The sequence below is a fragment of the Xenorhabdus ishibashii genome (genome assembly GCF_002632755.1).
GTDB lineage: Bacteria > Pseudomonadota > Gammaproteobacteria > Enterobacterales > Enterobacteriaceae > Xenorhabdus > Xenorhabdus ishibashii.
This window is the reverse complement of sequence record NZ_NJAK01000001.1, coordinates 759,951-774,363: the sequence shown is the minus strand read 5'-3', so window position 1 is coordinate 774,363 and position 14,413 is coordinate 759,951. Positions and strand designations below refer to the sequence as shown.

11 protein-coding genes are annotated in these 14,413 nt (G+C 41.5%); 5 read left to right on the top strand and 6 right to left on the bottom strand.

Annotated features, from left to right (window positions below; all coding sequences use genetic code 11):
• The first annotated feature begins 85 nt into the window (after nt 1–85).
• Nucleotides 86–766 carry a GNAT family protein gene (locus tag Xish_RS03645; protein ID WP_099116762.1) on the top strand — a complete coding sequence of 227 codons (681 nt, stop codon included), beginning with the start codon at nt 86–88 and terminating at the stop codon, nt 764–766.
• A gap of 129 nt (nt 767–895) precedes the next feature.
• Entirely contained in the window at nt 896–1,528 is a 633-nt protein-coding gene (locus Xish_RS03640; protein ID WP_099116761.1) for a GNAT family N-acetyltransferase, read from the top strand.
• 133 nt (nt 1,529–1,661) lie between these two features.
• On the opposite strand, the gene lpdA is transcribed toward Xish_RS03640, so the two are convergent.
• From lpdA to ampD, 6 genes are all read right to left on the bottom strand, one after another.
• Nucleotides 1,662–3,089, bottom strand: coding sequence for a dihydrolipoyl dehydrogenase (lpdA, locus tag Xish_RS03635; protein ID WP_099116760.1), 1,428 nt, complete (start codon nt 3,087–3,089; stop codon nt 1,662–1,664).
• A 202-nt stretch (nt 3,090–3,291) separates the two neighbouring features.
• A complete protein-coding gene (gene aceF, locus Xish_RS03630; protein ID WP_099116759.1) occupies nt 3,292–5,148 on the bottom strand; it encodes a pyruvate dehydrogenase complex dihydrolipoyllysine-residue acetyltransferase in 1,857 nt (618 codons plus the stop codon).
• A gap of 13 nt (nt 5,149–5,161) precedes the next feature.
• Nucleotides 5,162–7,825 carry a pyruvate dehydrogenase (acetyl-transferring), homodimeric type gene (gene aceE, locus Xish_RS03625; RefSeq protein ID WP_099116758.1) on the bottom strand — a complete coding sequence of 888 codons (2,664 nt, stop codon included), beginning with the start codon at nt 7,823–7,825 and terminating at the stop codon, nt 5,162–5,164.
• A 239-nt stretch (nt 7,826–8,064) separates the two neighbouring features.
• On the bottom strand, nt 8,065–8,829 hold the full coding sequence (pdhR, locus tag Xish_RS03620; protein ID WP_099116757.1) for a pyruvate dehydrogenase complex transcriptional repressor PdhR: 765 nt from the start codon (nt 8,827–8,829) through the stop codon (nt 8,065–8,067).
• A 459-nt stretch (nt 8,830–9,288) separates the two neighbouring features.
• A complete protein-coding gene (gene ampE / locus Xish_RS03615; protein WP_099116756.1) occupies nt 9,289–10,143 on the bottom strand; it encodes a beta-lactamase regulator AmpE in 855 nt (284 codons plus the stop codon).
• Nucleotides 10,140–10,691, bottom strand: a complete 552-nt coding sequence (ampD, locus tag Xish_RS03610) for a 1,6-anhydro-N-acetylmuramyl-L-alanine amidase AmpD (protein ID WP_099116755.1) — start codon at nt 10,689–10,691, stop codon at nt 10,140–10,142. Before ampD ends, ampE begins: the two co-directional genes overlap by 4 nt.
• Before the next feature lie 365 nt (nt 10,692–11,056).
• Here ampD and ppdD point away from each other — a divergent pair, with 365 nt between their 5' ends.
• The 3 genes from ppdD to hofC all read left to right on the top strand — a co-directional run bounded on the left by ppdD (nt 11,057) and on the right by hofC (nt 14,299).
• On the top strand, nt 11,057–11,479 hold the full coding sequence (gene ppdD, locus Xish_RS03605) for a prepilin peptidase-dependent pilin (protein ID WP_099116754.1): 423 nt from the start codon (nt 11,057–11,059) through the stop codon (nt 11,477–11,479).
• A gap of 79 nt (nt 11,480–11,558) precedes the next feature.
• Nucleotides 11,559–13,103, top strand: coding sequence for a type II secretion system protein GspE (gspE, locus tag Xish_RS03600; protein WP_099116753.1), 1,545 nt, complete (start codon nt 11,559–11,561; stop codon nt 13,101–13,103).
• Nucleotides 13,100–14,299: a protein transport protein HofC gene (hofC, locus tag Xish_RS03595; RefSeq protein WP_099116752.1), complete on the top strand. Its 1,200-nt coding sequence runs from the start codon at nt 13,100–13,102 to the stop codon at nt 14,297–14,299. Before gspE ends, hofC begins: the two co-directional genes overlap by 4 nt.
• Nucleotides 14,300–14,413 lie beyond the last annotated feature (114 nt).

Below are 14,413 nucleotides of genomic sequence, written 5' to 3'. Positions count from 1 at the left end.
CTTCCATATTAAGTTTTTTTAACATAGTTTCTAATCATGGTATATCGCTCAAAAATCTTTCAATATCGTTTAAAAGGATATTATTATGCCCAACAGAGAAGAACATGACGCTCTAGCAGGAGCAGATTATAATCCGGAAATTTTTACACCAGAAAAATTTTATCCTGAATATCAGGCCAGAATTAAGGAAGTTAATCAATATGGTATGCTATCTGCGCTTAACGAAATCCAGAGAAATGAATCCAGTTGGTTTTATGAACCTATCATAGGGGCAATGTTTAGCAATAGACATGCTACATTCATCAGTACATGTAACTCGATAAAAAGAATCTTTAATGATACAAATGTGACTGGAGGTCTACAGAACTATCGCCATTTTATCTGTTCATGTTCAGTTACAAATAAAGCCGTTGGGCTCATAATATTGAGCCTTGCCAAGCCTAATCTATCTGATGATAACGTTGACCAAATATCATTCATATTAACCTATCCTAACGGTTATGGTTATGGTGGCCTGCTGGTTCAACATGTGATCAATATATCTCTCTCTTTAGGCCATCAAGGTATATTAGAAGTTAAAGCAGAACTTGATGCCGAAATTTTTTACCAAAAATTAGGCTTTTTATTTATTGGTAATTTTATTAATTTGAAATCTATGAAATTAATCCCTGCTACGAGCAATAAATGGCATAAAATCAATGGAGAATATCAACTTAAGAGAACTCCTCACCCACGTAATTCAAATTGGCAATGCCATTTATTGTAGATTTAATCCAATTTTTTATGGAAAAAATTATGGAAAATAATGCGTGGAAAATGTATCTATAAAAAACCACAGAGAACACAATTTTATTTATTATCTTAAACTTATTAAAGAAATGCATATAGGAGATATATGATGAAAACCAGAGAACTGTTTCACAATATTTTCTCAAGAATACATATAAGAGAATCACCAAAAGAAAGATACTCTCGGTTATTCCAAACAATTATAAAAGAAGTCAATCAAAATGAAATGTTTCTCGCACTCGCTCAAATTAAGGGCAACATATGTGATTGGTATTCAACATTAAATTCTTCCTCCTATCAAGATATAGAAAGGTATAATACTTTCATTAGCGTATCCCATGAAATAGAGAATATCTATCAAGACCCTCACCAGATAAATAGCGTGAAACATCATCGTTACTTTATCTGCCAAGTGAAAGGAATTCCCATAGGAGTAATGACTTTTGTCACAGGGGGTTCCTCTTTTTACAATGAAGGTACAGATAAAATAGGATTTATGCTCACCCATCCTGGCAATCATGGATGTGGCAGTTTACTTGTCGAAAAAGCAGTAGAATTATCAAAAGATGAAGAGATATTGGTAAGTGCTAAACCTAATGCGGTTCCTTTTTATCAAAATTTAGGGTTTGAACAATATGGCTTCCCTGATGTTGATACAATATCAATGAGATTAATTCCTTCTGAAAGTGAAAAATGGATATTCGTCGGAAATTATTATCGTTTGAGAAAATATCTTTAAAGATACTAAACCTATTACAAATAAGTTACTCTGTTCAATGGAAAACATTATCTATAACAGTTGCTAATAAAAACGGCTTCCCTATTTGAAAGCCGTTTGAAATTTTGCTTAACCTACTGCTAAATCTAAAGAATTACTTCTTTTTCTTCGCCTTAGGGTTTGGCAAGTCAGTGATGCTGCCTTCGTAAATTTCCGCAGCCATACCAATTGATTCATACAGTGTTGGGTGAGCGTGGATAGTCAGAGCGATATCTTCTGCATCACAACCCATTTCGATAGCCAGACCGATTTCACCCAGCAGTTCACCACCGTTAGTACCAACAACGGCACCACCGATAATACGGTTAGACTCTTTATCGAAAATCAGCTTAGTCATACCATCTGAGCAGTCAGATGCAATCGCACGACCGGATGCTGCCCAAGGGAAAGTCGCAGTTTCGTAGCTGATGCCCTTTTCTTTCGCTTCTTTCTCAGTCAGACCAACCCATGCCACTTCTGGCTCAGTGTAAGCGATGGATGGGATCACTTTTGGATCGAAGTAATGTTTCTTACCAGAAATCACTTCAGCAGCAACGTGGCCTTCATGGACACCTTTGTGCGCCAGCATTGGCTGACCAACGATATCACCGATAGCAAAGATGTGAGGTACGTTAGTACGCATTTGTTTATCTACGTGGATAAAGCCACGATCATCAACTTCAACACCCGCTTTACCGGCATCCAGCAGTTTACCGTTTGGTACACGGCCGATAGCAACCAGAACCGCATCATAACGCTGTGGCTCTGCCGGTGCTTTCTTACCTTCCATTGTTACGTAGATGCCATCTTCTTTAGCTTCTACCGCGGTCACCTTAGTTTCCAGCATCAAGTTGAACTTCTTGCTGATACGCTTAGTGAACACTTTAACAACGTCTTTATCCGCAGCAGGAATAACCTGATCGAACATTTCTACCACATCGATCTGAGAACCCAGAGCGTGGTAAACCGTACCCATTTCCAAACCAATAATACCACCGCCCATAACCAACAGGCGTCCTGGAACAGTTTTCAGCTCCAGTGCATCGGTAGAATCCCATACACGAGGATCATCATGCGGAATAAATGGTAGCTGAATTGGGCGTGAACCCGCTGCGATAATGGCATTCTCAAAATTAATCGTTGTTGCACCATTTTCGCCTTCTACTACCAGAGTGTTAGCACCTGTAAATTTACCAACACCGTTAACAACGTTAACTTTACGGCCCTTAGCCATGCCGCCCAGACCACCTGTCAACTGAGAAATAACTTTTTCTTTCCAGAGACGGATCTTATCGATATCAGTTTGTGGTTCACCAAACACGATACCGTGTTGTGCCAATGCTTTTGCTTCTTCAATCACTTTGGCAACATGGAGCAGAGCTTTGGATGGAATACAACCAACATTAAGGCAAACACCACCCAAAGTAGAGTAACGTTCAACCAGAACAGTATCCAAACCTAAGTCCGCACAACGGAAAGCAGCAGAATACCCTGCCGGGCCTGCACCAAGCACCACTACCTGGGCTTTAATTTCAGTACTCATCATGACCTCTTAATTGTTTGTCCGGCGAGTCAGACGAAAAAAAACCATATTCCACCGGGACGTACACACCGCGAGCAGTTTACAGAATTGTAAATAACCTGAAAAGCGCGTTAACGTGACAGAAATCCCAACCTGCCAGATGCAAGGTGAAAATATCTGTCACGGTAGTAATCATTAGGCCGGTTATTTACCGGCCTTTGCATTACATTACCAAACGGCGGATGTCGCTCATCAATTGATTAATATAAGTGATGAAACGTGCACCATCTGCTCCGTCGATCACACGATGGTCGAAAGACAGAGACATAGGCAGAATCAGACGCGGAACGAATTCCTTACCATTCCAGACTGGTTTCATGGAAGAACGAGACAGACCCATGATCGCCACTTCTGGTGCATTTACAATTGGTGCAAAACCGGTAGTACCGATACCACCCAGACTGGAAATGGTGAAGCAGCCACCCTGCATGTCGGAAGCGGTCAGCTTACCAGCACGTGCTTTCTTAGAAACTTCAGCCAATTCTCTTGACAGTTCCATGATGCCTTTCTTGTTGACATCCTTGAATACAGGAACAACCAGTCCGTTAGGTGTATCAACCGCGATACCGATGTTGACATACTTTTTCAGGATCAGCTTCTGACCATCTTCAGAAATAGAGCTGTTAAAGCGAGGCATTGCTTCCAGTGCTTTCGCAGCGGCTTTCATCACGAATACCAGCGGAGTGATCTTCACGCCAAGCTGTTTCTTTTCAGCTTCTTTGTTCTGTTGTTTGCGGAACTCTTCAACTTCAGTGATATCCGCTTCATCGAACAGGTTAACGTGAGGGATCATGGCCCAGTTGCGGCTCAGGTTAGCACCGGAGATTTTCTGGATGCGGCTCATTTCAACTTCTTCGATTTCACCAAATTTGCTGAAATCAACTTTCGGCCAAGGCAACATGCCAGGCAAACCACCGCCCGTAGCAGCAGGTGCTGCTTCTGCACGTTTAATCGCATCTTTCACGTAAGTCTGAACGTCTTCACGCAGGATGCGACCTTTACGGCCAGTTCCTTTAACTTTAGCCAGATTTACACCGAATTCACGAGCCAGACGACGAATTACTGGAGTAGCGTGAACATAAGCGGCATTTTCAGCAAATTCATTTTTGCCTTCTGTTGGCTTGCTTACTGCCGGTGCTGCTGCTTTCGCAGGTTCAGCCGCAGGAGCCGGAGCCGCCGCTGGCACTGCCACAGGGGCTGCACCCGCAACTTCAAATACCATGATCAGAGAACCGGTTTTCACTTTATCGCCAGTCGCGATTTTGATCTCTTTCACCGTACCTGCAAATGGTGCAGGAACTTCCATCGAAGCCTTGTCACCTTCAACCGTGATCAGTGATTGCTCTTCAGCAATAGTATCACCTACTTTTACCATGATTTCGGTCACTTCAACTTCGTCACCACCGATATCTGGTACGTTGACTTCTTTGACCGCAGAAGCCGCAGGTGCTGCTGGAGCCGCTACCGGTGCTGCCGCTGGAGCTGCGCCAGAACCTGCAACTTCAAATACCATGATCAGAGAACCGGTTTTCACTTTATCGCCAGTCGCGATTTTGATCTCTTTCACCGTCCCTGCAAATGGTGCAGGAACTTCCATTGAAGCCTTATCACCTTCAACCGTGATCAGTGATTGCTCTTCAGTAACAGTATCACCTACTTTTACCATGATTTCGGTCACTTCAACTTCGTCACCACCGATATCTGGCACATTCACTTCTTTGCTTTCTACTGCTGCTGGTGCCGCTGCTGGCGCTGCTTGTTGCGCAGGTGCAGCTTCTGCTGCACCGTTTGCGGATTCAAAAATCATGATCAGTTTGCCGGTTTCAACCTTATCACCAACCGTAACTTTGATTTCTTTAACTACACCCGCCTGTGGAGAAGGAACTTCCATAGAAGCTTTGTCACCTTCAACAGTGATCAGTGACTGCTCTTCAGTCACAGTATCACCCACTTTTACCATGATCTCGGTAACTTCAACTTCATCTGCACCAATATCAGGTACGTTAATTTCGATAGACATTAATCTTTACCTCTTATGCCAGACGTGGGTTAACTTTTTCTGGGTTGATGTTGTATTTATTGATAGCTTCTTCAACGACTTTCACATCAACTTCGCCACGTTTAGCCAGTTCACCCAGAGCCGCAACAACCACATAAGAAGCATCAACTTCAAAGTGATGGCGCAGGTTTTCACGGCTGTCAGAACGACCGAAACCGTCAGTGCCCAATACACGATAGTCGCTTGCAGGAACGAAGTTACGTACTTGCTCTGCAAACAGTTTCATATAGTCAGTAGAAGCAACTGCTGGCGCTTCATTCATGATCTGAGCAATATAAGGAACACGAGGTTCTTCTGATGGGTGCAACATGTTCCAACGCTCACAATCCTGACCATCACGAGCCAGTTCAGTGAAGGAAGTTACGCTATACACATCGGAACCGATGCCGTATTCAGCGGACAGGATCTTCGCAGCTTCACGAACATGACGCAGGATAGAGCCAGAACCCAGCAACTGAACTTGACCTTTCGCACCTTCCAAGCTTTCCAGCTTGTAGATACCTTTACGGATGCCTTCTTCAGCACCTTCAGGCATGGCTGGCATGTGGTAGTTTTCATTCAGTGTGGTGATGTAGTAGTAGATGTTCTCTTGTTTCTCACCATACATACGCTCCAAACCATCTTGCATAATAACAGCAACTTCGAAAGCGAATGCTGGATCGTAAGAAATACAGTTAGGAATAGTCAGAGACTGAATATGGCTGTGACCATCTTCATGCTGCAAACCTTCACCGTTCAGCGTTGTACGACCAGAAGTACCACCAACCAGGAAACCGCGAGCTTGCTGGTCACCCGCTGCCCAGCACAGATCACCAATACGCTGGAATCCGAACATGGAGTAGTAGATGTAGAATGGGATCATTGGCAAGTTGTTGGTGCTGTAAGAAGTTGCAGCAGCCAGCCAAGATGAAGCAGCACCCAGTTCGTTGATACCTTCTTGCAGGATCTGACCTTTTGAGTCTTCTTTATAGTATGCAACTTGCTCACGGTCTTGCGGAGTATACTGCTGACCATTAGGGCTGTAGATACCGATTTGACGGAACAAACCTTCCATACCGAAGGTACGAGCTTCGTCAGCAATAATTGGAACCAGACGATCTTTGATTGACTTGTTCTTCAGCATGACGTTCAGTGCACGAACGAAAGCGATAGTGGTAGAAATTTCTTTGGATTGTTCTTCCAGCAGAGAGCTGAATTCTTCCAGCGCTGGAATTTCCAGTTTTTCGTCAAAATTAACGCGACGGCTTGGCAGATAACCACCCAATGCGTTACGACGCTCATGCAGGTATTTAGATTCTTCAGAGTCTTTGTCGAAAGTGACATATGGCAAGTTTTCGATCTGCTCATCAGATACAGGTACATTGAAACGATCGCGGAATTGACGAACGCCTTCCATGTTCATTTTTTTAACCTGGTGAGCGATGTTCTTACCTTCAGCGGTATCACCCATACCGTAACCTTTGATGGTCTGTGCCAAGATTACAGTTGGTTTGCCAGTAGTATTCTGTGCTTTTTTCAGTGCAGCATAAACTTTCTTCGGATCGTGACCACCACGGTTCAATGCCCAAATTTCGTCATCAGTCATATCTTTGACTAATGCAGCAGTTTCTGGGTAACGACCGAAGAAGTGTTCACGAACATAAGCACCATCTTTGGACTTGAATGTTTGATAGTCACCGTCCAGCGTTTCGTTCATCAATTGAACCAGTTTACCGCTGGTGTCTTTACGCAGCAGTTCATCCCAACGCTCACCCCACAGGACTTTCAGTACCTGCCAGCCAGCACCTTCGAAGATACCGTCCAGTTCGTTAACAATTTTGCCGTTACCGGTTACTGGGCCATCCAGACGCTGCAAGTTACAGTTGATGATGAATACCAGGTTATCCAATTTTTCACGAGTTGCGATAGTGATCGCACCTTTAGATTCTGGCTCATCCATTTCACCGTCGCCCAAGAAAGCATAAACGGTTTGTTTAGAGGTATCTTTCAGACCACGATTTTCCAAATACTTCAGGAATTTAGCCTGGTAAATAGCGGAAATTGGTCCCAGACCCATTGAAACAGTTGGGAACTGCCAGAAGTCAGGCATCAGTTTTGGATGCGGGTAAGAAGACAGGCCATTACCACCAATTTCTTGACGGAAGTTGTTCATCTGCTCTTCAGTCAGACGACCTTCAAGGAATGCCCGAGCGTAAACGCCTGGAGAAATGTGGCCCTGGAAGTATACCAAGTCACCGCCGTCATTTTCGTTACGAGCGCGGAAGAAGTGGTTAAAACAAACTTCATAAACAGTAGCGGAAGACTGGAATGAAGCCATGTGACCACCCAGTTCCAGATCTTTTTTAGATGCACGCAGAACGGTCATCACCGCATTCCAGCGAATAGCAGAACGGATACGACGCTCTAAATCCAGGTTGCCAGGGTAAGCAGGCTCATCCTCAACAGGAATAGTGTTGATGTAATCGCGGCTTGCAACACCTGCAGCAACGCTAACGCCACCTTTACGAGCTTCATTCAAAACCTGATCAATCAGGAACTGAGCACGCTCAACACCTTCTTCACGGATGACCGATTCGATCGCCTGTAACCAATCGCGAGTTTCGATCGGATCCACGTCATTTTTCAAAATATCTGACATGGTGTATTCCTTATCTGTTATCTATTTTCTAATGGTTATTGGAGCCTATCTTCTGGTCATACCTTTTGACGATACTGCCTGTTATGACCGGAAGATAGGCCCTGCTATATATTGCCGCTAAAACTCTCGGTAAAGAGTCGACAAACTGTACAAACGCAGCAGTCAGGATCTGTACAGTTAAGTTAGAACCTACCCATTCGGGAATTTGATTTGTCTATGACGCCCCAAGGGGTAGGCTCTTATTCCTGATGTTGCTGGAGCCGTCTCAATGAACGCTCACGACGAGTACGTTCACGAGTCAGATCCAATAAAACTTCTTCAATAAAGGCCAAATGACGATGAGAGGCCTCTCGGGCTTTTTCCGGTTCTCTCGCCATGATAGAGCGAAAAATTTCAGCTCTATGGTCACTAACCGCTGCCAACATTTCTTTACGGGTATAAATGACTTCAAAATTGCGCCTGATATTTTGTTCTAACATTGGGATCATACAGCGCAATAAATGCAGCAATACCACATTATGGGCAGCTTCTGTGACAACAAGTTGGTATTGCAAGACAGCATCAGATTCCGCATTCACATCACCACCTTGTTGTGCTTCTTGAATGGCAAGATGGCTTTGCTCAATGCGTTTAAAATCCTCATCAGTCCCTCTGAGGGCTGCATAATAAGCAGCAATCCCCTCTAACGCATGGCGTGCTTCAAGGAGATCAAACTGGGATTCTTGATTCTCTGCAATAAGTTGGGCAAGCGGGTCGCTGAAACTTTGCCACAGATTGTTCTGCACGAAAGTTCCGCCCCCTTGACGACGGAAAAGAAAGCCTTTGGCTTCCAATTTTTGAATGGCTTCGCGCAATGAAGGACGTGATACTTCAAACTGCTTTGCCAGCTCACGCTCAGGCAGCAGTTTTTCTCCCGGGCGTAGCGAGCCTTCGAGAATGAGCTGTTCAAGACGCTGCTCAATCACATCTGATAACTTTGGTTGGCGGATCTTGCTATAGGCCATATCTGCTGTAAGCCATTCAATAAGTAAATGTTGCTTCGGACTATGTCCTGCTCAGCTCAGTCTTACTGACTAAATCTTAGTCATTAAGCCATGGTCAACAGGCCAAAGTCAATTGGTAATACCAATTTAGAATACAGGGTCTTAAAGTAACAAAGTATTCACTAGCTGTCTATAAAGACCTTGGGTTAAATCATAAAAATCTGCAAATTTTAACAAAATATTTTAAATTTTATTAGAAAATTATAACCAAAAAGGATTTTAAGATGGGAGAGATTAGAGGGAAACTTAACGTTCTTAAAACGCATAGATGAGCCAATTAAAACGTTACATCAAGACAAAATATCAATAAAAATGCATAAAATATGAATTAAAACTCAATCAAAGTAATTGATACAGATAATTCTAAAAAGAAAATCAGAAAAATAAAGGGCGTACCCAGCCCTCTATCTCTCTTATTTATCAAACTAATGCCCCATAAATCGTCAACAGTGCGACAATAATCACAATGGCAAAAGTCGCTTTTTTCGCTAACGTGACAGCAGCAACAGGCGTTTCTATAGGGTTAAGATGGGGTTCTTTACTTAATGCAAATTGTGCTAATTGACTGACTACCTTGTATTGTGATGATCGAAAATCAGTGAGTGATGCAATCCAAGCTGGTAAGGCTTTCTCTCCATGTCCTAACAAAGCATAGGCAATACCTGCCAAACGTGCAGGAAACCAATCCAGCCAATGCAATATACCGTCAACTCCGGATTGTGCTCTCTGCACTGCCGTTGCGTGCTGTGCCAACCAGCCTTGATAAGCTCTGAGGCAACCATACCCCATCAAAACGGCCGGACCAAATTTACCCAATACAGCTAACCAAAAAATAGGGGCAAGATAATAACGGAAATTTATCCAAATCAATGAATTCTGTATCTCACGCAACCGCTCTTCTTTTGTGGTGTCAGGTAATGTGCCCTGAATCATGGTCAGACGAGCAAGATACTTTTTCTGCTGTCCAAAATCATCTTGGCGCACAGCCTGAAGATATCCACGGTAATCATGCCGCAACCTGCCTGCTCCAATACATAACAGACTGATTATGATACCCAACACAATCGCGAGAATACCAAAAGCAACAGAGCTAGAAATATCAATAAGCTTCCATGTTAATAAGGTGACCAGAAAGGTCATGCCCAAGCTACCCCATAGTGAATGCGATTTGAGTTTGGCAAAACCTGGGGCTAAATAGCGTTCCAGTTGCCAGTGATCCCTCATCTTAAAAACACGTTCCCATGCCAGTATTAACAATAGAATAAAGAGAGTCATCCAACTCGCTCCTTCAATAGTTGACGATAATGTTCCCAATAAAAATAAGGCCCAGGATCAGTTTTCCTTCCCGGTGCGATATCACTGTGTCCTGTTATATTGTCACGAATATCAGGATATTGGCTAATAAGCAGCTCAGTAACCTCCGCTAACTTAGTGTACTGAATTTCGGTAAATTCTTCATGATCTGTGCCTTCCAATTCAATGCCTATCGAAAAATCATTACATTTATCACGGTCACAGTAGCAGGAAACGCCGGCATGCCAAGCTCTTTTATTGAAAGGAACATATTGTACAATCTCACCATCACGCCGGATTAAACAGTGAGCAGATACACGTAAGTGCTTAATCTCATCAAAAAAAGGATCGGTTTTAGGATCTAATGTCCCCGTAAATAATTGATCAATATAAGGACCACCAAACTTGCCGGGAGGTAAGCTGATGTTATGGATAACCAGTAATGATGGTATTTCTCCTTCTGGCCGCAGATCACAATGTGGGGAAATAACCTTTCTCGCACCATCAATCCACCCTTCATGCAGCTTCATTCTTTTACCTTCTCTCTTAATACTTAATATCACTTTGCCAAAATCACCATTCCAATATGAACCGCATCATTAAGCGTAATACTACGGCTTAAAGTGTAACAGGTTAGCATGTTAGCACCTTCAATCAGCCAATATATCCGATGTTTTCTTATTTACGGGCAGGTTCGAAAAATTTGTGCAATAAAATGTAACATAAAATTATTTTTTCGATCTGACTTCATGAATTTTATTAACGATATTTTATTTTTCTCTTTTTCCTCCATGATCATTGGCGTCGATATCCAATAGATTGCAATTCAAAAAATGAAGGGTATATCTGTTATTGGATATAGCAATTAATCCAGATGCATATATAAGGAGAAAAGATGAAACAACAGGGATTTACATTAATTGAAGTGATGGTTGTTATGGCAATTGTGTCTATTCTCGGCGCAATTGCCATTCCCAGTTATCAGGGATATATACAGAAAGCAGCATTAACCGATATGCTACAAGCTATTGTACCTTATAAGTCTGGTGTGGAACTGTGTCGCTTTGAAGCTGAAAATTACAAAGATTGTCACTCTGGTCACCCTTCCATTCCATCAGGCCACAATAGCCGCTATATCAGCACCATTTCAGTAAAAGATGGGGAGATAACGGTAGTAGGTCAGCAAAACCTCAACGGACTCCATACCACGTTAAAACCTATTCAAGATACAAAAACTGGTTTCACTCAATGGCAAGCGATTTGTGAATCTAACAATGAATCATTAAAACTAAAATGTCAGGAAACCTTAAAATTTTAAACACCTCTTGTCATTCCCAACAGGCTTTAAGTTTAAAATAAAATAATCACGCAACGCCAATACTAAAGGAATAAAGATAATGATAAATAAGGAACATCTCTTAATGGAAAAAGAAATAAAAGAGCTATGTCAACAACATCAGGCCATTTTTATAAAAAAAGATTTCCATATTCTCACAATTGCCTGTAGTAAATCACCTAATGAAGATTTTATTTCTGCACTGAGATTTATTTCAGGTTTAATCGTTAATGTAGATATCTGGCCACAAGCAAAAATAGAATCCATGTTGACAGAAAAAAATTCATTAATACCAGAAAGAAATTACTGCTCAGAAAATAATGAAGAGGAATCGTACTGTATAGAACGCCTTGATAGCAATTATGTTCATTACAATGACACAATAAAAACCAATAATCTCCATGATGAGGAAATAGATACACCGGTTATTCAATTAATTAATCAAACGATATTAACGTCAATACAAAAAAGAGCTTCAGATATCCATTTTGAACCATCTCAACGTGGCTATCAAATACGTATTCGAGTTGATGGTACATTACATACCATGCAGACACCGCCTCCTCAAATGAATACGGGTATTCCTGCCCGCTTAAAAATCATGGCAAAGCTCAACATTGCTGAAAAACGTCAGCCTCAAGATGGGCAATTTGACTGGAATGACAACAAAAACAGTTATGCGATTCGTATATCAACACTCCCCACACTGCATGGGGAAAAAATAGTCCTGCGTATTTTAAATACTATACACCAGCTATCCCTGGAACAATTGGGGTTGCCTGAACCACAATTACACCTTTTAAAACAGAAACTCCATTTACCACAAGGAATGATTTTGGTCACTGGCCCGACTGGCAGCGGAAAGACAGTCACATTATATAGCTGTCTACAATATTTAAACCAAACTAAAAAGAATATCTGTAGTGTTGAAGATCCTGTCGAAATTCCTTTAAATGGCATCAACCAAACACCTGTGAATAACAAGATTGGTCTCGATTTTGCCAAAATTCTCAGGGCATTATTGCGGCAAGATCCCGATATCATTATGGTTGGTGAGATCCGTGATAATGAAACTGCTGAAATATCAATGAAAGCAGCCCAAACAGGTCACTTGGTTTTATCAACACTACATACTAATTCCACTCTTGATACGTTATCTCGCCTGCATAACCTGGGAATTTCAGGTTATACCACAACCTCATGTGTGAAATTGATTATTGCACAGCGGCTGGTTCGTAAGCTCTGCCCCCATTGTCGACAACAAGACAGTATTCCCACAGTTATTCCTAATATTACTGGTTCAACAGAGGAGTCTATTTCTGTAACACCGGATTCTATAAAACAATCATTCTCCATAAAAAAATGGAATGCAGTTGGTTGTGATCACTGTTTCTCTGGCTATTACGGCAGAACTGCCATCTATGAATTTCTCGAAATCAAACCGGAACTTCAGCAAGCTCTGTCTGAGTGTTCTAACGCCAGCCTTTCACATTTATTTGCCTCACAACAAAATGCAACGCTTTTTTCAGCAGGGCTGACATTAGCGGAAAAAGGAATAACTACTCTTGAAGAGATTTATCAGATTACAGGCCATGAAACAGTATGAAAATAGAATATATTTACCAGTGGCAGGCAATTAACAAGAATGGAAAAGCCATCACAGGGGAAAGTATTGGTTACAGTAAAAAAAGTGTATTCCAATACCTCAGCCATCTCGATCTTCAACCCTATACCATTAAATGTAAAAAAATCATTTATTACAGCAAAAAGGAAGTTGCCTATCGCCTGCATTTTATTCACCAGTTAAGTACGTTACTGACTTCAGGTATCCCTTTACTCAAGGGACTGACTATTTTACTGCAAGAGTGTAAATATGCTCTGTGGCGATGTGTATTAGCAGATATGATTCAGAAAATTCGTCAAGGAGAATCATTCTCTACAACACTTGAATACTATCCGAAGTTATTTTCTCCCTTGTTTTGTCAACTTATCGCAGTAGGAGAACAAACCGGCCAGCTTGAAAACTGCTGCCAATTAATCATTAATCGCCTGGAACAGCAAAATAGGTTGGGAAAGAAAATAAAAAAGGCTTATCACTATCCCTTAATAGTCGCTTTTGTAAGCTTTTTGGTTATTATTCTTATGTTGATTTTTGTTCTGCCAGAATTTAGGCAAGTCTATTCTTCGCTAAATGCCACCCTGCCCTTGTTAACACAATGGGTTCTATCAGGCTCTGATTTATTGATCCATCATGGCGTATTACTACTGTTAATAATATTTATATTGTTAACCAGTTATTTATCGCTACGCCACCATTTTCCTATTTTTAAAGCAAAAGAAAAAATGGTTTTCCTGAAAATTCCTATTTTTAAGCAACTTACGATTTATCAACAGACTAATCAAATATTCCATATCCTTTTCATGACACAGAAAGCTGGATTAACACTAATGGCAGGGCTTGAATGTGCCCTCAGTGCAACCCAGCATCCTGTTTTTATCGCAGGAGTGAAAAACCTACACAGGCAAATTCAACAAGGCATTCCAATGAGTGACGCATTAAAACAAACAACATATTTCCCTGCGTTATGTCAACAATTTGTCATGATAGGTGAAGAGTCAGGAGAATTAGAATTATTTTTATTCAATCTTGCAGAATGGTATCAAGAAAAATCAATCAACCTTGCTGATAGTTTGGTTCAATCATTAGAACCTTTGTTGATGCTAATAATGGCCTTAATCGTCGGTTTATTATTACTGGCTATGTACCTGCCTATTTTTCAATTAGGCACCATATTAACCTAACAAAGTATTTACATGTTTCGTTATCTTTTCTCAGGGCTGTAAAAGCAAGAATTGTACGTGTTTGTTTATAGCTCATCAGCTTTCCTTGAGTTACAATTTGATTATGCTATCAGA